15 protein-coding genes and 1 pseudogene are annotated in these 23,138 nt (G+C 65.5%); 6 read left to right on the forward strand and 10 right to left on the reverse strand.

From position 1 onward, the window contains the following. Positions 1 to 651 precede the first annotated feature (651 nt). Both VSR82_RS06015 and VSR82_RS06020 read right to left on the reverse strand, forming a co-directional pair. On the reverse strand, positions 652 to 4,434 hold the full coding sequence (locus VSR82_RS06015; RefSeq protein ID WP_429456403.1) for a DUF748 domain-containing protein: 3,783 nt from the start codon (positions 4,432 to 4,434) through the stop codon (positions 652 to 654). Positions 4,435 to 4,649: 215 nt separating this feature from the next. Beyond that, positions 4,650 to 6,068, reverse strand: coding sequence for a DUF1254 domain-containing protein (locus VSR82_RS06020; protein ID WP_429456401.1), 1,419 nt, complete (start codon positions 6,066 to 6,068; stop codon positions 4,650 to 4,652). Between the two features lie 343 nt (positions 6,069 to 6,411). Between VSR82_RS06020 and VSR82_RS06025 the strand changes: the two genes are divergently transcribed. The 3 genes from VSR82_RS06025 to VSR82_RS06035 all read left to right on the forward strand — a co-directional run bounded on the left by VSR82_RS06025 (position 6,412) and on the right by VSR82_RS06035 (position 11,954). Further along, positions 6,412 to 7,059: an FMN-binding negative transcriptional regulator gene (locus VSR82_RS06025; RefSeq protein WP_410848766.1), complete on the forward strand. Its 648-nt coding sequence runs from the start codon at positions 6,412 to 6,414 to the stop codon at positions 7,057 to 7,059. 95 nt (positions 7,060 to 7,154) lie between these two features. Beyond that, positions 7,155 to 9,794, forward strand: a complete 2,640-nt coding sequence (locus VSR82_RS06030) for a heavy metal translocating P-type ATPase (protein ID WP_429456399.1) — start codon at positions 7,155 to 7,157, stop codon at positions 9,792 to 9,794. 189 nt (positions 9,795 to 9,983) lie between these two features. Then, a complete protein-coding gene (locus VSR82_RS06035; RefSeq protein WP_410848764.1) occupies positions 9,984 to 11,954 on the forward strand; it encodes a methyl-accepting chemotaxis protein in 1,971 nt (656 codons plus the stop codon). Between the two features lie 44 nt (positions 11,955 to 11,998). Here VSR82_RS06035 and VSR82_RS06040 read toward each other — a convergent pair whose 3' ends face one another. Further along, a complete protein-coding gene (locus tag VSR82_RS06040; protein WP_368583511.1) occupies positions 11,999 to 12,652 on the reverse strand; it encodes a glutathione S-transferase family protein in 654 nt (217 codons plus the stop codon). 239 nt (positions 12,653 to 12,891) lie between these two features. Between VSR82_RS06040 and VSR82_RS06045 the strand changes: the two genes are divergently transcribed. Beyond that, positions 12,892 to 14,331, forward strand: a complete 1,440-nt coding sequence (locus tag VSR82_RS06045) for a polyhydroxyalkanoate depolymerase (protein WP_368583510.1) — start codon at positions 12,892 to 12,894, stop codon at positions 14,329 to 14,331. 4 nt (positions 14,332 to 14,335) lie between these two features. Here VSR82_RS06045 and VSR82_RS06050 read toward each other — a convergent pair whose 3' ends face one another. The 6 genes and pseudogenes from VSR82_RS06050 to VSR82_RS06075 all read right to left on the reverse strand — a co-directional run bounded on the left by VSR82_RS06050 (position 14,336) and on the right by VSR82_RS06075 (position 19,283). After that, positions 14,336 to 14,947: a flavin reductase family protein gene (locus tag VSR82_RS06050; protein WP_429456395.1), complete on the reverse strand. Its 612-nt coding sequence runs from the start codon at positions 14,945 to 14,947 to the stop codon at positions 14,336 to 14,338. Positions 14,948 to 15,022: 75 nt separating this feature from the next. Then, positions 15,023 to 15,898 carry a 3-hydroxyacyl-CoA dehydrogenase family protein gene (locus VSR82_RS06055; RefSeq protein ID WP_429457744.1) on the reverse strand — a complete coding sequence of 292 codons (876 nt, stop codon included), beginning with the start codon at positions 15,896 to 15,898 and terminating at the stop codon, positions 15,023 to 15,025. Positions 15,899 to 16,112: 214 nt separating this feature from the next. Further along, entirely contained in the window at positions 16,113 to 16,427 is a 315-nt protein-coding gene (locus VSR82_RS06060; protein WP_429456393.1) for a hypothetical protein, read from the reverse strand. A gap of 480 nt (positions 16,428 to 16,907) precedes the next feature. Then, positions 16,908 to 17,066: a hypothetical protein gene (locus VSR82_RS06065; RefSeq protein ID WP_176107149.1), complete on the reverse strand. Its 159-nt coding sequence runs from the start codon at positions 17,064 to 17,066 to the stop codon at positions 16,908 to 16,910. A 163-nt stretch (positions 17,067 to 17,229) separates the two neighbouring features. Beyond that, positions 17,230 to 18,600 carry a hypothetical protein gene (locus VSR82_RS06070; RefSeq protein WP_429456391.1) on the reverse strand — a complete coding sequence of 457 codons (1,371 nt, stop codon included), beginning with the start codon at positions 18,598 to 18,600 and terminating at the stop codon, positions 17,230 to 17,232. A 150-nt stretch (positions 18,601 to 18,750) separates the two neighbouring features. Then, positions 18,751 to 19,283, reverse strand: a pseudogene (locus VSR82_RS06075) (MgtC/SapB family protein). 222 nt (positions 19,284 to 19,505) lie between these two features. On the opposite strand from VSR82_RS06075, the gene VSR82_RS06080 reads away from it, so the two are divergent. Next, a complete protein-coding gene (locus tag VSR82_RS06080; protein ID WP_498857522.1) occupies positions 19,506 to 20,639 on the forward strand; it encodes an AGE family epimerase/isomerase in 1,134 nt (377 codons plus the stop codon). A 298-nt stretch (positions 20,640 to 20,937) separates the two neighbouring features. Next, complete coding sequence (locus VSR82_RS06085) at positions 20,938 to 21,141, forward strand: cold-shock protein (protein ID WP_013092907.1); 204 nt, start codon at positions 20,938 to 20,940, stop codon at positions 21,139 to 21,141. A 131-nt stretch (positions 21,142 to 21,272) separates the two neighbouring features. On the opposite strand, the gene VSR82_RS06090 is transcribed toward VSR82_RS06085, so the two are convergent. Then, positions 21,273 to 22,895, reverse strand: a complete 1,623-nt coding sequence (locus VSR82_RS06090) for a methyl-accepting chemotaxis protein (protein WP_410848760.1) — start codon at positions 22,893 to 22,895, stop codon at positions 21,273 to 21,275. Between the last annotated feature and the right edge of the window lie 243 nt (positions 22,896 to 23,138).

Here is a 23,138-nt window from a genome sequence, read left to right on the forward strand (position 1 = left end):
TTTGCAGGGGCTGCGTCCTGTGGAGGGCGCAGCCGACTTTGGAGCCCGACCTCAGGTCGGGCTTTTTTTTGGTTCTTCGCAGCGTGCCAAGCAGGATGCGGAAGGGACTCGAACCTGACGCGAAGTTCGGCATCACGACAACATGCCGCGCGACAACCTGCCCAATTTCTTCTTCGCGGGAAATACCTTACATTTTCCTTGAGGCGGCAAACAGTTGAGGTAGTTGGAGTAGCCGCCGAGGGCGTCTTCGATCATGAGAAGACGTGTGTGGGATGCGTCTCACCCCGGGCGTCAGCGCCGCGCTCGTGCACAGCGCACATATGACGGCCGCACGCCGTCCCTTGGCTGCGGCGCCCCGTGAGACGTGTCCTCCTGATACAACGCAAGCTGAATGCTATGCTCAACTTCACCTTGGAGGGAATGCCTTTGAATACTGACTCTGACCACTGCTATGTAAGCCGCTCGCGTGGCTTCGGTAAGAGCCAGCGAGCATCCCGCAGGACTGAACGGTCCTGATAGATACGTCTGAAGACGTGTCCTGTATGAAACGCGCCGGTACGCAATGTCCGGCGCGTTTGTTTTTCTGGTGCCCAACTCGACGGGACCGCACCTAGTCCGCGAAGGGCGTGCAGGGTTCGGTGCCCGCCACCATCACTTCAAGCCGAAATCGACCCGCGTCGTCGCACCCTTGTCCTTGATATCGTCGGCATTCATCTTCGGAGCGACGATAAACACGCGGCTGCTGTCGATCTTGCCCTCCAGGTACTGTTGCACGCTCTGCGCGCGCTGCTGCGCAAGCTGCCGCAGGCTCGCGTCGTCGATCGGCGCGTTGGCCGCGAGCGCGCTCTTCATGTCGTCGTCGGGCAGCGTCTTCGTCATGCCGATGAAGTTGCGCGGTTTCTTGAAGTCGGAGGACTTGTAGGCCTTGGTCAGATACTTGTCATAGTCTTTCTGATCGACCGTGACCGTCGACGGATCGACGCTCTCGCCGTTACCCACCGTATCCTTGATCTTCTGCCGCTTGACCATCTGATCGACGTATCGCGTGCGCAGCGCCGGCTCGTCGACCTTCGGATCGACGCGGCCAATCAGGTCCATGCGGATCGACGGCTTGTCGGTGAGTGCCTTCACGATCGTGTCGAGTTTCTGCTTGTCGGCGTCGGTGAGCGTGGCCGAGCCGGCCTCGAATTCGACATAGCCGAGGTCCTCGCCACTGCCGCCGAACGCATGCGCAATCAACGAGAATGGCGCGGTCACCGCCTTCTCGAGCAGATTCAGCACCGCATGCCAGATCAGCCCGCCGATGCTGAACTCGGGGTTCGACAGCGAGCCCGACACCGGCAGGTTCACGTCGATCTCGCCACGCGAGTTCTTCAGCAGCGAGATCGCGAAACGCACCGGCAGTTTGGTCGCGGTGTCGTTGTCGATGTGATCGCCGAAGGTCAGCTGATCGATGAACAGGTGGTTGTTCGCGTTCAACTGGTCGTTCGCAAGCTGATAGTGCAGATCGACGTTGAGCTTGCCCTTCGTGATCGGATAGCCTGCGTATTTCGCCGAATACGGCGTCAGGTTGGTCAGCTCGATGTCGTGTGCGGTCGCGGTCAGATCGAGCGCCGGTTTCGCGATCAGCGGATTGACGGTGCCGCGAATCGTGAGCGGACCGTTGGCCGCGAGTTTCGCGGCGACGTCGACCGGTGCGGGCGTGGTCGATTCCGTACCGAACGCGCCGATGGTGCCCTGAATGTCGACGAGGTTCGCCGTGTAGTTCGGCTTGATGAAGTTGTCGGTGTAAGTCACGCGGCCCTGTTGCAACACCAGTTGCCCGAAGTGCATCTTGAGCGGATTTTGTGGCGGCGTCGCGGCCGTGGCGGTGACCACAGGCGTGGTGGTTGCCTTGCCCGCCGCTGCAGCCGATGCTGCCCCGACCGGCGTCGGCGCCGACGCCGCGACGGCTTCGGACACCGCCTCGGGCGTCAGCGGAATCGGGTGGGAGCCGCTCTTGCTGCGCGTCAGCGACTGCGTCGTACCGCCCTCGTGCGCGACCACATCCTTCAGGTTCAGCTTGCCTTGGGCGTCGAGCAGCACGCGGCCATAGAACTTCGAGAACGTCACCCGCCCCGCGTCGACCACGGTCCCTCCGTGCTCGTCGTAATCGGCCTTCAGGTTCGTCAGCGCAAGCGAGCCCCAGCCCGCGAACAGGTCGGATGTCGCCTTGTCGATCAGCCGCACGGCGACGAGCGCCATGTCGCCGCGATAGTTCGCCTTCAGCGACTTCGCCTGGCTGACCGAGAGATCGCCATTCGCATTCAGCAGCGCGCTCGCGAGCGACGCGTTCAGCTTGCTGCCGAAGTACGGCTCGAACGCGGCCGCGTCGAGCTGGTTCGCGTTGAGCTTGACGGCCAGCTTCAGCGGCGTCGCGGTGACGTCGCCCTTTACGCCGAGCGTGCCCTTTTTGTTCAACGTCGCCTGCAGGTCGACGGGCAGCGGTCGGCTCAGGTCGTCGCTGATCTGCTGCACCTTCAGCTGCACCGGCGTAAAGCTCAGTTTGACTGGCTGCGGCGTCGTGTTGTCGGTGAACTCGGCGGTCGCGTCTTTGAGCGTCAATTCGCCGATCTTGTAGCGCCATGCCGGGCCCTCGGCCTGCGCTTTTTTCGCCGCGTGAATCGCCGTGCGCTCCGTCGCCTGTTCATGCGCCCCGGCGAGCGAGTTCAGATTAATGGTGCCGTCCTTCAGGCGTTGCGCGTCGACCGCGAGGCCGGTTGCGTCGACGCTCGTCACGTCGGCCGTGCGCGCCGCGACGTCGACCTGCTTGACCACCACGTTGCCCTGCGCGAGCGAGATCACCGGCGTTTTGTCGCCGCGCGCCGCGAGCTTCACCTTCTGCATGTCCAGCTTCGTGTCCGCGACCGTCAGCGCCATGGGCGACTTCGACCAGTTCGCGTCGATATTCGTCGTCGCGGACAACGCACCGTCGAGCACCTGCGCGGACGTCGCGGTGTCGAGATATGGCTGCAGCGGCGGCAGCTTCAGCGACTTCAGATCGAGCTTCGCGCTCGCCGTCTTCGCCGCGAGGCCGACCGTGCCGTCGGCGGCGAGCGAACCGCCGCCGTCCTTCAGGTTCGTGTTCAGCGTGTAATGCGCGGGCGCCGACGCGAGCGTCGAGAAATCGGTCAGCGTGACCGCGAGATTTTGCAGACCGGCTTCGACCGGACGGGACGCGGCCTCGTCGTGTACGTTCACAGTGCCGTCGTTGAGTGTGAAACGTTTGATCGCGACGTCGAACGGCGGGGCCGCTTTTTCGGCGGCGGCGGCTTTGGGCTTGGCATTGGTGTCCGCGGTTTCCTTTGCCGCCGGTTTGCCCGGCGCGGGCGCAAACATATGCTCGACGCTCAACACACCGTTCTTGTCGCGCGCGAGACTCGCGCTCGGCGCGTCGATGCGGATATCGTCGAAGTGATAGACGCTCTTCAACGGCTCGAGCGATGCCGCCGCCACATGCACGGCGCGCGCCGCGAAGAACGGGGCCTTGCCCTGATCCTGCACGTCGACGCCGTTCAGGTCGACGGTGCCGGCCACCCGCAGCGACGGCGTGTCGTTCGCCATCACGAAGTTCAGCTTCAGGTCGGTGGACAGCTTGCCCGACTGCACGATCACCGGCAGCTTCGACGGCGCGTAGGACACCAGCTTCGGCACGTCGAGATCGTCGAAGCGCAGCGACACTTCCGACTCGCGCGACGCAGCGAACGGCTTGGTCCTGCCGTCGATCGCGAGCTGACTGTCCCCGTCGATGCGCGCGCGCAGTAGCGGTTCGACGAAGATATCGGTCTTCGACGGCAGCGTCGCGATGAACGGAATGCCGAGCTTCCATTCATCGATCACGTGACTCGTGCCGAGCACGCGGTCGTCGAACTTGACCTGGCCGTTTTCGACGCGAATGTTGGACACCGAGAACTGCGTCGGCTTGCTGTTCGGTTTTGCCGGCTGATTCGCGAACTTCTCGATCAGGTCGCTGAAATTGAAATGCTGTGCATCGAGGCGAACGAGATGAAAGCGCGGTGAATCGACCTGCACTTCGTCGACGATCGGCGCGCCGCGAAACAGCGAACTCCACGACGGCTTCACGATGAGCCGCGAAATATCGACGAAGTCACCCGCGCCGCCGCGCTCGCCGATATGCACGTTGTCGGCCTCGAAACGCAGGGTGTACGGATTGAGCGCGATGCGGCCGATCGACGCCGGCCGGTCGAGCTGCTTGCTCAGTTGCTGGCTCGCGATATGGCGAATCAGCGGCGGCGCCGCGAAAAAGCCGAGCAGGCCGAACACGACGACGAAGATCAACAAACCGACGAGAATTCGCCGCGTACGGTGCGACTGCGCGACTGCGCGCACAGTCTGAATGGAGGAGGCTAACGATGCTTTATTGAGGCTTGCCATGCTCGATGTGGAGGAAGGCGGCGGCAAGCCCGCCGCGAAAAACAGAGATCCCGCAAGCGGCAGTATAAGTCTTGAATCAATGGTTAGACAGGAATGTCAGGCCCACCTTGACGAATCGTGCTGCTGACCGACCGGTTTTCCCGCGCAGAAATTATCGCGAGCGTTAGATAACGACACCGGACGGCGGCGCGCGGTTTGCCCGCGCGCCGTTCACATCATTGCCGCACGACCGGCGGCGGCTGCCAGCTGCCGTCGGTGGCTTGCGGCTTCGGCGCATAGAGGCGCAGCACCAGTTGCATCTCCGCGCGCGGTGCGGGCAGCCAGTTGCCGGTGCGGCTGCGCGTCGACGACACGACCACATCGAGCGAACCATCGCGATTGCGGCGCGCGCCATTGCGATCGCCAACCGCGAGCCGCGCCGGCGCGTTCTCGCTCAGCGCGCCATCCTTCGTGTACGCGGTGATCGTCCAGAATCCGCGCACCGGCGGCAACTGGTTCGCCGCGAAGTGGATCACGTAGCGATTCGCGCCGTTCAGCGTGTTGCCGTCGCTGTCCTGCGTGACGACCGCGCGTACTTCGTCATCCTTCGTGCCGATCCCCAACTGCGCGCTCGCCGCATACGCGCGCAATGCGTAGTCGGGACCATAGTTGCCGACGCCGTCGCCGAGCCAGCTCCAGCCATTCGCGCTCAGCAGATTCGACGGCGGTGTCGCGACGCGCTCGCGACCCTCGGCGAGACCGGCCGCGAGCACAGCCGATGACTTCGGCAGCTTCACGGGATCGCCCGGCGTCACGCCGAGGTCGGAGAGGAACTTGAGCGCGTGCGGATCGGCCGGTGTCGGCGGATTGTCAGGCAACGCATCGGCAAGACGGCCGAAGAAGCCGCCTGCGTCGAGCGCGGCGACCTGCTGCGCCGGCGTGCCGCTCGGGCCCGCCACGCTGCTTGCGTAACTGCGCGGCGGCACCGCCGGCTCCGCGTCGCCGACAAACACGCTCAACGGCTCCAGACGGATCGCGCGCTGCAGCTTGCGCACCGCGTTCAGATCGCGCGCACCGCTCGACTGGATGCGCACGCTGATCCAGGCGTTGCGGGTCGGCACCTCGACGCGCGTCGCGCCCTTCGGCAGCTCGCCCTTCCAGCCCGGCGCGACGAACGCGATCGTCTGCGCGCGCAGGCCCTTCGCAGTGCCCGTGCCCGTGGCGAACTGCGGCCCGGTCGACCACGCGACGTTGGTCCACATGTCGAGCACGCGCGCATCGACGTAACGGCCATGCGAATCAGGTAGCGCCAGGATCACCGGCTCGGCTGCAAGGTCGAGCCAGCCGGTCGAGTCGAGCGTGTCGAGGCTCGGCTGCGGCGGGTTGGTCGCGCCGATCGGCGGCAGCGCCTGCGCGTGACGCAGCGTGTTGAACGGCGCCTGGCCCGGCTCTGTGCCGACCGCCGCATCGCGCGCGGCGCTCATCAGCACGAGCGGATAGCCGAATACGTACGAGTCGGCGACTTCGTCCTTGACCCAGCCGTTGCTTTGTTGCGTCGCGATGGGGGTCGACGCGCAGCTGGCCAGCAGTGCGAGACCCGCGAGCGAAACACAGGTTCGTTGCAGCAAAAACAGTTCTCGGAGATTTTTTATCATTCGTTCAGAGTGCGGAGCGTGCAGTCCTATAGGAGATGCCGGTGTGCAGCGCCACGTGCATGCGCGGTTCTCCCGAAACACTGCGCAGCGAGTCCGCGGATTGCGATTCCGACAACCTCGCGTTGTATCGTATCCTTGCTAGCCAGGCAAGCACAAAGCAGGGAATTGCAGCTAGCGGCGCACAGGCGGCTACCCGAGGGAGCATCCAGCGTCGCTGCCACATTATGTTCCCGCGCCAACGGCTCGCGCGAACGCGCGACGCTTTTTTGATTCGCGAATCCGTCGATCCGCCTTTTTGCCGATTGCCCCTACTCTTTCGTCGTCCTGCATTCGGAGCGTTTCAATGTACATGCCCGCCCATTTCGAAGAGAACCGTCCAGAGGTTCTTCACCGCCTGATCGCCGAGCACTCTTTCGGCGCGCTGATTACGCACGGCCCCAATGGGCTCGACGCGAATCATTTGCCGTTCGAGGCGCAGGCGGACGCGGCGGATTCGTCACGGCTGGTACTGCGCGCGCACGTCGCGCGGGCGAACCCGGTCTGGCAGGAAGCCGCGACTCATCCCGAAGCGCTCGTAATCTTCCAGGGGCCCACCGCCTATATTTCGCCTAGCTGGTACCCGAGCAAACACGAAACGCACAAGCAGGTGCCGACCTACAACTATATGGTCGTACATGCACATGGCAGGATCGTGGTGCATGACGATGAATCGTTCCTGCGGGGCCTCGTCGCGCGACTCACGCGCAAGATGGAAGCCGGCGAGCCGGTGCCGTGGAAGATGGGCGACGCGCCGGCCGACTACATCGCGCAGATGCTCGGCGCGATCGTCGGTATCGAAATCGAGGTGACGCGGCTCGTCGGCAAATGGAAGCTCGGCCAGAACAAGGCAGCCGAAGACCGGCGCGGCGCGGCGCAAACGCTGCTCGCGCGCGACGGCGATCAACAGAAAGCGGTCGGACAGGCGATGCTCGACGCGCCGCCGGCGTTTTGACGGCGAGCGCATAATCCGGCCTTGACCTTCCCATCATGGGAAGGTCGATACTGGCTTCACCATGCGGCCCGATGCCGCCACGAGCCTTGCCTGCCATGACCGGACTTGCCAACCCGCAGCGCCCCGCCGACGCTGCCGCTTCCCCTTCACTTACGCGCGTCGTCGAACTCGACATCGGCGGGATGACTTGCGCGTCGTGCGCGAGCCGCGTCGAAAAAGCGCTGACCAAGCTGCCGGGGGTGGCGCGCGCATCGGTGAATCTCGCGACCGAGCGCGCCCGCGTGGAAAGCGACGCGACGCTCGCGCCTCAGCAACTGGCCGATGCCGTGCGCAAGGCCGGATATGAAGCAACGCCGGTCGCTAACTCCGATGTCGCCGAACAGACAATCGCGCCGCTTGCCGCGGCACCCGCCGACACGCCGCTGACCACTGAACTGGAGATCGGCGGCATGACCTGCGCCGCCTGCGCGTTGCGCGTCGAAAAGGCGCTCGCGAAGGTGCCTGGCGTCGTGCGCGCGTCGGTCAATCTGGCGACCGAAACCGCCACCGTTCATCCGCAAGGCACCGCATCCGCCGATGCCGCCGCGCTGATCGCCGCCGTCAGGAAAGCCGGCTACGAAGCGACGCTCAGCGCACCGCCCGCTGCTGTCGCTCCCGCCGAGCCGACGGCAGCGACGGCCGCCTCGACTGGCGACGTCAGCGAGATCCTCGACACGACGCACGCCCCGGCCGTCGACCGCAAGCAGATTCAAATCCGCCGCGACCTCGCGAGCGTGGTCGCGTCCGCGTTGCTGACGCTGCCGCTCGTCGCGCCGATGTTCGGCGAATGGTTCGGCCTGCACGCAATGCTGCCGGCGTGGCCGCAGTTCGTGCTCGCGTCGATCGTGCAGTTCGTGTTCGGCGCGCGCTTCTATCGCGCCGCCTGGCGCGCGGTGCGCGCCGGCGCGGGCAACATGGACCTGCTGGTCGCGCTCGGCACGTCGGCGGCGTACGGCATCAGCGTCTACGAACTCGCTCTGCATCGGGGCGACACGATGCATCTGTACTTCGAGGCATCGGCGGTCGTGATCACGCTGGTGCGCTTCGGCAAATGGCTCGAGGCGCGCGCGAAGCGCCAGACCACCGACGCGATCCGGGCGCTCAACGCGCTGCGCCCCGAGCGCGCGCGCATCCGCGACGGCGCCGGCGAACGCGAGGTACCGCTCGCGCAGGTGCGGGTCGGCACCATCGTGATCGTCCGGCCGGGCGAGCGCGTGCCGGTCGACGGCGCAGTGCTCGAAGGCCGCACGCATATCGACGAAGCGCTGATCACCGGCGAAAGCCTGCCGGTGCCGAAGCAGACCGGCGACGCCGTCACGGCCGGCTCGATCAACGGCGAAGGCGCGCTCGTAGTGACGACCACCGCGATCGGGGCGGAGACGACGCTCGCGCGCATCATCCGGCTCGTCGAAAGCGCGCAGGCCGAGAAGGCGCCAATCCAGCGCCTAGTCGACCGCGTCAGCGAAATCTTCGTGCCGGCCATTCTCGCGCTCGCCGCGCTGACCCTCATCGGCTGGCTGATCGCCGGCGCGGGCGCGGAAACCGCGATCCTGAACGCGGTCGCGGTGCTGGTGATCGCCTGCCCGTGCGCGCTTGGACTCGCGACACCCGCCGCGATCATGGCCGGCACCGGCGTCGCCGCGCGCCACGGCGTGCTGATCAAGGACGCGGAAGCGCTGGAAGTCGCGCATCGCGTGTCGATCGTCGCGTTCGATAAAACCGGCACGCTGACGCTCGGCCAGCCATCAGTGACGGCGTTCGAGCCGGTCGGCAGCACGAGCCGCGACGAAGCGCTCGCGCTCGCGGCGGCGGTGCAGCGGCATAGCGATCATCCGCTGGCGCGGGCGGTGGTGCGCGCGTACGAGGCTCAACTCGGGCGAATCGCTGGCGAACCCGGCGGGCCAACCGCCAGCGCCGCTCGCGCCGTCGCCGGCCGGGGCGTCGAAGCCGACGTCGACGGCCGCACCCTCGCGCTCGGCAGCACGCGCTGGCTGCGCGAGCTCGACATCGCATTGCCGGCCGCGCTCACCGCGCGCGCGCAGGAACTCGAAGCGGCGGGCAACACGGTGTCGTGGCTGATGACGCGTGCGCCGGACTCCCCCGAAGCGCTCGCGCTGATCGCGTTCGGCGACACGGTGAAGCCGACCGCGCGCGCGGCCGTCGCGCGGCTCGCGCAAATGGGCATCCGCAGCGTACTCGTGACCGGCGATAACCACGGCAGTGCGGCGAGCGTCGCGCGGGCGCTCGGCATCGACGAATTTCACGCCGAGGTGCTGCCCGACGACAAGGCCCGGGTGATCCGCGACCTGAAGATGCGCCACGCCGGCATCGTAGCGATGGCGGGCGACGGCATCAACGACGCGCCCGCACTGGCCGCCGCTGACATCGGCATTGCGATGGCGACCGGCACCGACGTCGCCATGCACGCGGCCGGCATCACGCTGATGCGCGGTGACCCGGCGCTGGTCGCCGATGCGATCGACATCTCGCGCCGAACCTGGCGCAAGATCCAGCAGAACCTGTTCTGGGCATTCGTGTACAACCTGATCGGCATTCCGCTGGCCGCGTTCGGCTTACTCAATCCGATGCTGGCGGGCGCGGCGATGGCGTTTTCGAGCGTCAGCGTCGTCACCAATGCGCTGCTGCTGCGGACGTGGCGCACAGCGCGCGGTCGCACCGTCGATCAGGCGCGTTGAGTAGCGAAGAACACCCTTCCCGCCTTCCGTCTCGTCCTTTTTGGGGCCCGCTGCGGCCCCTTTCGACCTGTTACGGCCGGCTTACATTCACCCTCAAGCCCGCCCTCTCCGAGCCGTAAACAAGTCAATCGATGCCCGATCGCGGCCACGCCCGACGAGCATCGCCTAATCCCCATTTCACGCCTGCCCATGAACTCACTCTTCTCGCGCCGCGCCAGCGTCGGCGCCCGGCTTGCCGTGCTCTCGTGCGTGCTGGTCGCGGTAATTTTCAGCACCTTCGCGTGGGCGCTCGCACGCGCCGCCGGCGACCAGGTGCGCGACCAGGTGCTCGCGCGCATCGCCGAAAAAGACCGCTCGATCGCCGCGATGATCGCGCTGTTCGACCAGGCGCTGTCGGCCGAGGTCGATCGGTCGATGGCGCTATTCGCGAGCTTCCTGCCCGCCGACTTCTCGCTCGACGACACGCAGAAAGTCGACATCGGCGGCACCGCGACGCCGACTTTCAAAGCCGGCGACAAGGTGCTGAACCTCGACTTCACGATTCCCGACCAGTTCCTCCAACGCAGCGGCGCGATCGCGACCATTTTTGCGCGCAGCGGCGACGATTTCGTGCGCGTGACCACGTCGCTGAAGAAGCAGGACGGCACCCGCGCGATCGGCACGCTGCTCGACCGCAAGGGGCCCGCGTATGCGCCTCTGCTCGCGAACCGCACGTACACCGGCCTCGCCCCGCTGTTCGGCAAGCGCATGATCACGCAGTACAAGCCGATCACCGACGCGAGCGGCCGGGTGATCGGCGCGCTGTTCGTCGGCGTCGACGTGGACAAGGAGATCCAGTCGGTCCAGGACGGCATCCGCGCGCTGAAGATCGGCACGAGCGGCTATTACTTCGTGCTCGATGCGTCGAGCGGCGCGGAGCGCGGCAAGCTGCTCGTGCATCCGGCCGCCGCAGGCCAGAAAGCCGACGACGCGAACGCACCGTATCAGCGCATGCTCGACATGAAGCAGGGCGAGCTCGACTACCGCTCGGCCGACGCGACGCTCGGCGAGAGCGACGCGCGCGACAAGTTCGTGTCGTTCGTCACGGTGCCGGAGTGGCAGTGGCTCGTCGGCGGCGTCGCGCCGCGCGACGAAGTGATGGCCGACGTCGTGCGCACCCGCAACGCGTTCCTGCTGGTCGGCCTCGCGCTGGTAGGCCTGTTCGCGATCGTGTTCCTCATCGCGGTGCGGCGGCTCGTCAGCCGTCCGCTCGACGAAGCTGCGCGGGCGTCCGAGCGTCTTGCCGCGGGCGATCTGAGCGTGCGCCTCGCACACGGCCGCGCGCGCGCCGACGAGATCGGCCGTCTGATGCAGGCGATCGACGGCATCGGCGAAGGCCTCGCGCGCATCGTCGCGCAGGTGCGCAACGCGTCGGCCGACATGTCGGCGGGCACCGAGAAAATCGCCGCCGGCAGCGGCAACATCGCGATGCGCATCGCGACCCAGGCAAGCAGCCTCGAGGAAACTGCCGCGAGCATGGAGCAGATCACATCGACCGTGCAGCAGAACGCTGATAACGCGACCGAAGCGAACACGCTCGTCACGCAAGCCGCCGACGCCGCGCTCGAAGGCGGCCGCGCGGTCGAACGCGTGGTGTCGACGATGGGCGAGATCGGCCGCTCGTCGCAAAAAATCGCCGAGATCACGACGGTGATCGAGGGCATCGCCTTCCAGACCAACATCCTCGCGCTGAACGCGGCCGTCGAGGCGGCACGCGCGGGCGAGCACGGCAAGGGTTTCGCGGTCGTGGCGTCGGAAGTGCGCGCGCTCGCGCAGCGCAGCGCGGCCGCGGTGAAGGAGATCGAGGGGGTGATCGCGGCGTCGGGCGCGAACGTCGACAGCGGTTTTCGCATCGCCGAAGAAGCGAGCGCGACGATGCAGGGAATCGTCACTCAGGTCGGTCAGGTCCGCGCGATCATGAGCGAGATCAACGTCGCGTCGCGCGAGCAGTCGGGCGGCATCGAGCAGGTCAACCGGGCGGTCACGCAGATCGGCGAGGCGACGCAGCAGAATGCGACGATCGTCGTCGATGCGGAAACGGCGGCGGCCGAGTTGCGCGAGCAGGCTGCGCGGCTCGCTCAACTGGTCAGCGTGTTCAAGCTAGAAGGCGAGCGCGGCTAACGGATCTGCTTGCTGCGGGCGCCGGCGCACGACGCCCGCAGCGCTCAGAACTCCACGTCCAGTTCGTCGATCTCCTCGACCTCCTGCCGCGCGAGCGCGATCCACTCGCGCATTTCGGGCAGCGCCATGATGTGCTGCCCGTATTCGACGATATCCGGATCGAGTTGCACGTCATAGGTCACGAAACGTGTGACCACCGGCGCGTACATCGCGTCCGCCGCGGTCCGCTCGCCGAACAGGAACGGGCCGCCGTACTCCTTCAGGCATTCACGCCAGATCGTCACGATCCGCTCGATATCCGACTGCGCGCGCGCCCAGACCTTGAAGCCCGGGAAATGCGCCTTCAGGTTCATCGGCAGCGCCGAGCGCAACGACGCAAACCCGGAATGCATCTCGCCGCAGATCGAGCGGCAATGCGCGCGGGCGCGGACCTCGTGCGGCAACAGCGCGGCTTGCGGCTTCAGCTCGTTCAGATATTCGGCGATCGCCAGCGTGTCCCAGACCTTGACGCCGTCGTGCACGAGGCATGGCACCAGAATCGACGGCGATAGCAGCAGTAGTTCGGCGCGCGTCGCGGGGTCGTCGATCGGCACGACGAGCTCTTCGAACGGCAAGCCGCTGAACTTCGTCAGCAGCCAGCCGCGCAGCGACCAGGACGAATAGTTCCTGCTGCTAATCGTGAGCGTAGTATTTCCCATGCGTGTGTCCTCCAGATCCGGTATCGCGCCGCGCGTGCCTGCACTCATGCACGCCACGGTGCGCGCGCGCACCAAAGCGCGGCAAGGCCGGCCCGTTTCGCCTACGCATGCAAGTGATATGCCGACGCACGCAGACATGCCGCGACATAGCTCGGCACACCGGGCGACGCGCGCCAGCGCCTGGCGCACCGCTTGCTTTTATTCGGGTTCCTGTTTTTCTGGCGCATTCGAGTGAAAGTATGAATCTGTTCGCCTATCCCGCCTATCAGGCCTGCGCCGACATGCTGCTGCCGCTGCGACACGGCGCGGCGCTGGCGAACCACTCGCTCGGTGCGTGGCCCGCATTCGCGGCTACGCCCCACGGACGCTCGCTGCGCGCGACCTGCGAACTGCTGATACTCGGCGGACTCACGCCGACGCGGCCGCCGTTCGGCATCGACAGCGTCGTCACCGAAGGCGAGCCGGTCGCGGTGATCGAGGAAGTCGTCGCGCGCACGCCGTTCTGCTCGCTGCTGCACTTTCGCAAGGACGCCGTGCTTTCAACGCCGCAGCCGCGCGTGCTGATGATTGCGCCGATGTCGGGACACTTCGCGACGCTGCTGCGCGCAACCGTGCGCACGATGCTGCCCGAGCACGATGTCTATATCACCGACTGGCACAATCCGCGCGACGTGCCGCTCGGCGAGGGCCGCTTCGGCTTCGACGAATTCGTGCGCCACGTGATCGACTTCACCGCGACGATCGGGTCCGGCACGCATCTGCTCGCTGTCTGCCAGCCGACCGTCGCGGCGCTAGCCGCCGTCGCGCTGATGGCCGCCGACGACCATCCCGCGCAGCCGGCCAGCATGACGCTGATGGCCGGCCCGATCGACACGCGCATCAACCCGACGCGCGTCAACGAACTGGCGAGGAGCCGGCCGATCGAGTGGTTCGAGCGCAACCTGATCAGCGCGGTGCCGTTCGGTTTTGCCGGCGCGCAGCGTCGCGTGTATCCGGGTTTCGTGCAATTGGCCGCGTTCATGGCGATGAATCCGGGCCGCCACGCCGAGTCGTTCGAAACGATGTACTACGAGCGCGGCAAGGGCGATCCACAAAAGGCCGACACGATTCGCACGTTCTACGAAGAGTACTTCGCGACGATGGATCTGACCGCCGACTTCTATCTGGAAACCGTCGACACGGTTTTTCAGCAGCATGCGCTGCCGTTGCGCGCGCTCGAAGTCGAGGGGCGTCTGGTCGAGCCATCGAAGATTCGCCGCACCGCATTGCTGACCGTGGAAGGGGAAAAGGACGATATCTGCGCAGTCGGTCAGACGCTCGCCGCGCAGGACATGTGCGATCGTCTGCGGCCGTATCTGAAGACGCATTACGTGCAAACGGGCGTCGGCCACTACGGTGTGTTCAGCGGACGTCGCTGGGAGCGGCACATTTATCCGCGCGTGCGGGCCGTGATTTACGACAACGAACCGCGCGCGGTGCTCGTCAGTTCGCGCGCGCGTCCGATCCAGCCGGTGCCCGCGGCGACCGCGGCGGAAGTCGCGGCGGCCGCGCCGGTCGCGGCCTCCGTTGTCGGGGTGGAGGTGGATGCGCCCGTAGGCGGAAGCGGGAGCGGCAACTGCGATTCGTCGGCCCAACCGTCCGGGCAGTCGTCGCGCAAACCGCCGTCCGCGACGTCCTGAGCGTTCAGGCCGTTGGCCGGATCATCTGGAACATCTCGCCGATCTGCGCATAGTCGGCGCGATAACCCGCGCGCATGATCGGCTGTGCGGCATGCGTGTCGAACAGGCCGTCCTTCAGATACGCCTCGTCGATGTGCACGCCGACCACCTGGCCGAGCGACAGATAGTTGTCCATCGGCTTGCCGTCGACATCATGCAGACGCACGATCTCCAGCAGCTTGCATTCGAGCGCAGCGGGCGATTCGGCCACGTGCGGCACCGCCACGTTGCGGCCCGGCGCCGGCGTGAGCCCGGCCAGTGCGAACTCGTCGACGTGGGGCGCGACCGGCGCCGACGAGCGGTTCATCTGCTCGGCGAGCGGCCGGGTGGCGAGATTCCACACGAATTCGCCGGTCGCCTCGATGTTGGCGAGACTGTCCTTGCGGCCCTCGCTGCTAAAACCGATGATCGGCGGAAAGGTCGCGAACGCGCCGAAAAAGCTGTACGGCGCGAGGTTGAGCGAGCCTTGCGCATCGCGTGACGAAATCCAGCCGATCAGCCGCGGCGCGACGATCGCCTTGAAAGGATCGTGCGGCAGGCCGTGACCGGCGGCGGGGTCGTAAAAGTAGTGAGGCATGAATTGAGACTCGAGTGATAGTCAGCGCAAAAAAGGGGAGCAGAAGCAGGTCCGGAACGGCTATTTATAACAGCACTAGCCGCGCCCGATCACGCGCTTGCGCCCCTCGTTGACCCGCGCGATGCGCTCCTCGTCCCAATCATGAAAACCCGCGCCGCTGCGCACGCCGAGCCGCCCGGCGTCGACCTGCGCGCGCAGCAGATCGATCACGTCCTCATCCTTTGCGAGTTGCGGCATCAGATGCGACGCGATGTCGACGAAGGTGTCGAGCCCGCCCATATCCGCGCTTTCGAACGGTCCGACGATGCCCCAGCGGCGTCCGAGTGAAGCCTTCATCACGCGATCGACAACTTCGGGCGTTGCTGCCCCCGAACGCACGATATGCAAGGCCTCGCGCAGCACCGCGAACTGCAGCCGATTGCCGACGAAACCAGGAATCGCCTTCGCGAGCACGACCGGTTCCATGCCGATCGCGCTCATCAGCGCAGCGGTTTGTTGCACGACTTCGGGGGCGGTCTCGGTGCCCGGCACGACCTCGACGAGCGGGATCATGTGCGGCGGGTTCCAGAAATGCGCGATCACGAAACGTTCTTTCGCGCGCAGCGGGGTGGCGAGCTGGTCGGGCGGGAAGCCGCTGGTGTTGCTCGCGAGGATCGCATCGTCGGCGAGCAGGCCGGTCAGTGTCGTGTAAAGGCGATGCTTGAGTTCGAGCACCTCGGGAATCGCCTCGATCACGAAGCGCGCTTGCGCGACCGCATCGAGCTGCGCATGCGTTTCGATGCGCGCGAGCGCTGCCTGTTTGGCGGCATCATCGATCCGGCCCGCGTCGATCAGCTCGTCGAGCACCGCTTGCGCTTTCGGCGCGACGCTCGCGAGCCTGGCCGGATCGACGTCGTGAACGATCGTCCGGTATCCATGCAGCGCGGCCTGCGTCGCAATGCCGACACCCATCAGTCCCGTGCCCACCACCCCTATCGCTACATCCTGCGTCGTCTTGTCCACACGCACTCCCACCACCGTCGATCAAAGTCCCGAAGCATAGCGCAGCACGCAGCAATACCCCGGTCGGACCTGCAAGCCCAAATGCGACGAAGCCGGCCTTCCCGCGGAGAGAAGGCCGGCTTCGTGGACGCGCGCCGCCTGTTGCGGCGCGGTCAGGTCCGCATTAGTAGCGCGGGGGCGGCGGGCGGTGATCGTCGCGATAGTCGCCGCGATGGTGCGGATCGTAGTCGTGCGGATGACGGCGCATCCAGTCGTCGTGCGCCCAGTAGCGGTGGCCGTCCCAGTAACGATCGCCGTGCCAGCCGATGTTGATCGACAAGCCCACCGGCATCGTGTGCGGTTGACCGTACACGACCGGCGCCGGGCCGTGCTCGACGATCACGCGGTCTTGCGCGAATGCGCTACCAGCCGCGACGAGTGCGCCGCCCGCGAGCAGCGTTGCGATCAGTGAGCGCGATGCCTTGCCAAAGGTTTTCATAATGACCTCCCTTCAAAGTTTTATTCCAGGCCAGCGTCCGTGTTTGTCCGGATCGTTCGATTCGCTTCCGAACCAGACGCCGTACGCTTGAGACCCACTTTAGCGGCCTGGATCGCGTCGAGACGTTAGCACTTGTAAGCGTGCATTTCATAGTTGGCGGCGGATGATCGAAGCTCGATTTCGCCTTCTCACTGCATTGAACAAGGCTTACGCGGCGGCACCGTTGTTCGACTCGCTGAACCGGCATGAAAGCCGGTTACATTCATTTCGGCCCCGAAATATTTCGCAAGGAATCGGACGAGTGCAGCAGGCCTGGCGCGGGCAAGGCCAGCCTCGTCGCGCAATGGTGCATCGCGGTAACAGAATCCCCAAAAACAAAGAGCCACGATCCGCATTTCGCGAATAGTGGCTCGATGAATAATGCACCCGAAGTGCGCGCCCCAGCGCGTCGTGTCGCGCTCAGGACGGTTACGGCCGGACTTAGTCCGTCAGCTTGATGCCGAACAGCGTGGACTGCGCGCGGCGCAGACGCTCCGCTTCGCGGGCACGCGCCGCATACGAATAGTCCGAATCCAGCGGCAGATGAGGCGACGCAAAGAGGTCGCTGATCTTTTGGAACAGTGCAAAGATGAAGCTCATGGCGACTCCCGGTTAGTGACTGCATTGCTAGGGTTTTCCCTTAGTCACGATTATAGGGGTTTCCCCTAGGAAAAAGCTAGTGCAATGCAGCAAAATTTCGGTGGGGTGGGTTGTCGCGATGCCATTGGGCCGGGAGGTGTTGCATCGCGACAACATTCCCGATTCATCGCCCGGGCGGGTGGCCGTGCTGAGCGCGAGCGTGTCTCGCGTGCGTCGGCGTAGCGCTGGACTGTAGGGGCGCGTTGGGGGGCGCCGCGGTGGGCGTCGTGACGGCGGCGGGCGCGGACGCCGCGTTCGCCGTCGCGGCCATCGCCGTATGCGCGTCGAGCAGGCTAACCATCGCCGCTTGCTGGTTCTGTATCATCTGTTCGATGCGCTGTTGCTGGGCCGTCGTTTCGTGCGTGAGGCGCATCAGCAGCAGCGTCTGCGCGACGCCGATTGCCACCGTCACCAGCAGCGCACCGACCACGATCGACAGCATCCATTTCACGCGCCGCGAATGATCGGTCGCGGCGCGGCGCTGATCAGCGATTACGCCATAGAGCGCATCGACCGTATCGGCGAACGCGGTGGCGCGCGCGTGGTCGAGTTCCGGTTCCGAGCGTAGCGCGGCGGCGGCCGCGTCGGTGCGGCGCGCGTCACGCCATGACGTGGCGAATCCGCTGTGGTTATCTGCGGATGCGGGCCGGGGTGTCGTCAACGGCGCGGTGGTCGAGGGCTTGTCGTCCTGTTTCGCCGTTACAGGCTCTGGCGAGGCGGACTGCGTGCGCGTCGCGGACTCGATGGTGAACTGGCTGGCGCTACTGTCGTCGGTCGTGGCGGACGTTGCGGACGACGCTGGAATCGCAGCCGCAGTCGCATCGCGCGATGCCGTCGCGGCTCTCGCAAAGGTCGCGGCGAAACGCTGCTGCGGCCTGCCCGCGCCCGCCGTCGCGGCCGACTCCGCTTCAGCCGCTTGACGCAATGCGGTCACGCTGCGCGCGACGGTCGCGGCGGCCATCGCCGAACTCAGCGGCGCGGATGACTCACGCGAAAGCGGGGTGGGTTTGTCGTCGGTGTTTGCTTCGGCGTTCGGCGTTGCTACATCCGGGGCGCCGTTCGCGAGCTTGCTGGCGGGCGCATCCGCAGCCGCCATCGACGGTTCGACGTCAAACCCGCTCAACTGCTCGTTCACCGGCATCGGTACATCCGGCTTCGCCGCACGCGGTGCGCGGCGCGTTGTCTTGTCGAGCGCAATGTGTTCATCGAATGCGCCGACCGCCTGCAGCACCACGTCCGGCAATTCGAAGCCGTGCAGCGTGCCCTGACGGACGTCGATGTTCATCGCCTCGAGCGTCGCGCGGGTTGGATCGTCAGGGAACAGGTCGAGCGTGCTGTCGTCGCGGGCGACGCCGCTAAGTTGCGCGAGGCGTTGCGCCGAGCGCGCCGCGCGCGCCAGTTTGTTTTCGGTCTCAGTGGAGACGGCGCCCTGCCGCTGCTTCTTCGAAGCGACGCGCTGGGGCCTGGACTGCGGGGATGCTGCGGAATCTGCCATAGAGGAAAAAGCGGTCGTCGCCAGGAACGGGCGCCGGATGCCGCTCGTCATTGCCGTTGGAATATTTAGAGCCAGCATTGTCGCATGGCGCTCCGCCCGCGCCGAAGCCATTCCCCGACGATTTGCGCGCTTTCGAGCCCCTCGCGCGTGTCACGACCTCGCGTCGTCGCCGCGGAATTCCCGCACTCCCGGCAATTGCCGAAGGCGCGCGCAGATCGACTCGTATTCCGCGTTCGACACACGGTGCAGCGTGATGATCACTTCGTCGCACTCGTTCGCCTCGTCACTTTGCTGCATCACGAATTGCTTGACGCGCGGACTACGCGGCGCCGAGTTCGTCGTGCAGCGAATGGAACGTCAGCGCGCCGCGACCGACCACACGCTCGCGGCGGTCGTGAGCCCGCGCACGATTTCGCCGCGCAGCAGGATCGAGCCCGCCCCCAGAAAGCCGATGCCCGACACGACCTGGGCGGCCATCCGCGACGGATCGAGGATCACATGCTCGCCAAGCACCGCGGCGAAGCCATACGCGGACACGATCATGACGAGCGCCGAGCCCACGCAGACCAGCATTTGCGTGCGCAAGCCCGCCGCCCACGACAGCCGCTCCCGCTCGTAGCCGATCACGCTATCGAGCACCGCGGCCAGCACCAGACGGAGATCAGTTCGAGATCACTGAGCATCGTTGTTCCTCCTTATATGAAATGAGCTGCAGCGAGGGCACAGCGCACGTCACGCCTCGTAGGCGTCGAGCATTCCGGATGTTTGACTCGAGGTGTCAGCGCGAGGCGTTTGCTTTATGCTAGGCCGCAGACCACAGCGACCTGGCCGAGCGGAACCCTGAGCCGCCACCCTGAGCGCCGCCTCGATACACTGCGCACGTTACGCGCCCGAACCAACCGACCATGCCAAGCACGACCCCTCCCCCTGCTTCGACGACCACCACCGCGAACGCGCTGCGCGAGCACTTCGCGAACGTGGTGCTGCCGATGTGGCGCGGGCCCGGCTTCAACCACGCGCTGCAGTTGCCCTACGAAGCGCTCGACGCCACCGGAGGCGAGCCGCTGCCCGCGCAACGCTATCGGGCGATGGCGTGCGCGCGGCAGTTGTTCACGTTTGCGCAAGCGGGCGACATGGAACACGCGCGCGTGCTGTTCGATTCGCTGACGCGCACCTTTCGGGACGCCGACCACGGCGGATGGTTTTACAGCGTCGACGCGCTCGGCGTACCGCTCGAGACGACCAAGGACCTCTACACGCACGCGTTCGTCGTGTTCGCTTGCGCGGAATACGCGCGGCGCTCCGCCAACCTCGACGCGCTGAAGCTCGTGCACAGCACGACCGCGCTGATCCAGGCGAACTTCGCGGCCGACGGCGATCTATTCAACGCCGCGCTGAACGCCGACTTTTCGAAGGTCACCGCCACGCCGCTGCAGAATCCGCTGATGCACCTGACCGAAGCGTGGCTCGCCGCCTGCCAGGCGACGCGCGACAACGTCTTCGGCGCCGCGGTGCGCCGGCTCGCCGGCGCGGTCGCGCGACACTTCGTGCATGCGCCGAGCGGCTGCATCGCGGAATTGCCGATCGGTGCGAGCGACAACCGTCTTGAGCCGGGACATCAGTTCGAGTGGTATTGGCTGGTCAGGCAGGGGGGCGCGCTGTTCGACGGTACCGGGCTAATCGAAGCGCTGGCGCGCGCCTTCGCCTTCGCGCAGCAGCATGGCGTGGACGCGAACAACGGCGGGGTGTGCGCATCGCTCGACGAGGCTGGCAACGTCAGCGACGCGACGCAGCGGATCTGGGCGCAGACTGAATACCTGCGCGCGCTCGCCTGTCACGACGATCCGGCCGTGCGTGCGGCGCTGCCGCAACAGATCGCACGTTTTCAGCGATGCTTTTTGCATGACCATGGCTGGTTCGAATGCAAGACGTCGAGCGGGGAAGTTGCGCGCGACGACATGCCGTCAACCACGCCCTATCACCTGGCCACCGCCTATGCAGCACTGCCCGCGGGTGACGAATCGGGAGCGGGAACTTAGGCGAATTTGGACATCGATAGATGAAATTGGACGCTTGATCGTCTCAATAAAGAGCGCATGCCCGGACGGAGATCCGCTGCCGCTTCGCAAGGAAAATTTGATGCCGCTGGTAAACCCTGGCGCAAAAAAGTTCTCGCCAGACGTTCTCAAGGCGCGAAAAAACATCAAAACCGGGAATACCCGGATGCATGTTGATTGGCGTCTGTCATAAAGACGTGATACAACTCTCCCCTCGCGCTCGCTTTGCATTCGAGCAATGCGGTCGCGATGCAATACACAACATTTATTTGGATTAAAAATGGCAACAGGTACTGTTAAGTGGTTTAACGATGCAAAGGGCTTTGGCTTCATCACCCCGGACGACGGCGGCGAAGACCTGTTTGCACACTTCTCGGAAATCCAGGCATCGGGCTTCAAGTCCCTGCAGGAAAACCAGAAGGTGTCGTTCGAAGTCAAGCAAGGCCCGAAGGGCAAGCAGGCTGCAAACATCCAGTCGATCTAAGTACCTTCAGGTACTTTGAGGCAGACTTGGACGTCACGATAGGCGCCTCCATAGGCCCTTGCGTCTAATGCAAATGGCTCGCAATATGCGAGCCATTTTCTATTTCTGCGTCGTTTTCAAGCGTCGCCGCTTTAAAGGGCATGCGTCGCGGTTAATGCGTATTCAGCATTGGCGGCGGAGATTGCTCCGCGCTGTTGCGTGCGCAACACACTTTCAGAAATTTCGAATACCGAAACGGCCTGTTTCAACTGCTCGGTTTGCTGATGCAGCGAAGCCGCCGCCGCCGCGGCCTGCTCGACGAGCGCCGCGTTCTGCTGCGTCATCTCGTCCATCTGCACGACCGCCTGGTTCACCTGCTCGATACCTGTGCTCTGCTCGAGCGACGACGCGCTGATTTCGGCCATCATCTGCGTGACGCGCGAGATCGACGCCGACACATGGCTCATCGCTTCGCCGGCGCGCTCGACCAGCGCCGAGCCGCCCTGAATCTCCGCGACCGATTCGCTGATCAGCGTCTTGATTTCCTTCGCCGATTGCGCGCTGCGTTGCGCGAGACCGCGCACTTCGCCGGCCACGACCGCGAAGCCGCGGCCCTGCTCGCCGGCACGCGCCGCCTCGACGGCGGCATTGAGCGCGAGGATGTTGGTCTGGAACGCGATGCCGTCGATCACCGAAATGATCTCGGCGATCTTATCCGAGCTCTGCGCGATGCCGCGCATCTTGTCGACCACCTGGCTGACGACTTCGCTGCCGCGCGACGTTGCATCGAGCGCGGTCTCGGCGAGCGCGTTGGCTTCGCGCGCGTGATCGGCGTTCTGGCGCACGGTCGCCGTCAGTTCCTCCATGCTCGACGCCGTTTCCTCGAGCGATGCCGCCTGGTCTTCGGTGCGCGCGGACAGATCGGCGTTGCCGGTCGCGATTTCGTTGGCGCCGAGATGGATCGAGTCGGCCGATTCGCGCACGCTCCTGACGGTGCGTGCGACGCTCGCCTGCATGGTGGCAAGGCCCGAGAACAGCCGGCCGATTTCGTTGCTGCCGCGCGCGGCAATCGGTTGATCGAGACGGCCTTGCGCGATGCGCTCGAAGTGGCGGCCCGCCTCCTCGAGCGGTGCCACGACGCCGCGGCGCAGCGCCATATAGACGGCGAGCGTGCCGGCGACCAGCACGAGCAGAATCACCACGCTGACGATGCGAAACGCCGCCACGCGCGCATCGATCGAAGCGAGCGACGCGCGGCTCGCGGCGTCGCCGAATTGCTCGAAGTTGTGCACTTCCGCCAGATAGGCGTCCTGAAACGATTGCGTGGGTTGATCGAGGAAGGCCTGGATGTTGTTCGAGTCGAGATACTGCACGAGCTCCGCGAGCGCGCCGTGCAACGCCTTGTAGCGTTCGGCGAGCGCGGTGGCGCGCGCGCTGTCTTCGTCGCTGGTCTTCTGGGCGCTCATGAAGCCCGCGAAAGACTGATCGGCGGCGGCGAGCTGTTCGCGAGCGTGCTGCACGATGTCCGTCGGCTCGGCGCCGCCGCGCACCATGCGCGTGCCGGCGCGCGACAGGTTGATGCGCGCGTCCATCAGGCGCTGCGTCGTCTGGTTGACCGCGTCGACCTGCTTCAGCGCGATGCTCGCCAGATCGCCGACGTCGTCGTGCGTGCGCGTCAGCGACCAGAAGCCCAACCCTACCGTGACGAGTTGGAAGACGCAGAACGCGGCCAGAACACATAGCAGGCCGGATGCGACCTTGATCTTGCTGAACATCGGGGACACCTGGGAACAGAGGATGACGGAGGCTACACCAGGGTTAACGGCAGGCCGATTGGCGGCTTGAGGCCAATTCCCGCAAAAAGCGCTCTACGTGCCGGTTTCATCGTCGATCGTCGCGATTGAGGTTGTTTTGCGCAACAATGCGCTGCTCATCGCGAGGATTCACCTTGCGCAGCGCAGCGGCACTTCCTAGAGTGGGTAGGGACCGCGTGGTGCTCGCCGCGCGGATGCTCCGTT

This window comes from Burkholderia sp. JPY481 (assembly GCF_038900515.1).
Taxonomy (GTDB): Bacteria; Pseudomonadota; Gammaproteobacteria; order Burkholderiales; family Burkholderiaceae; genus Paraburkholderia; species Paraburkholderia youngii.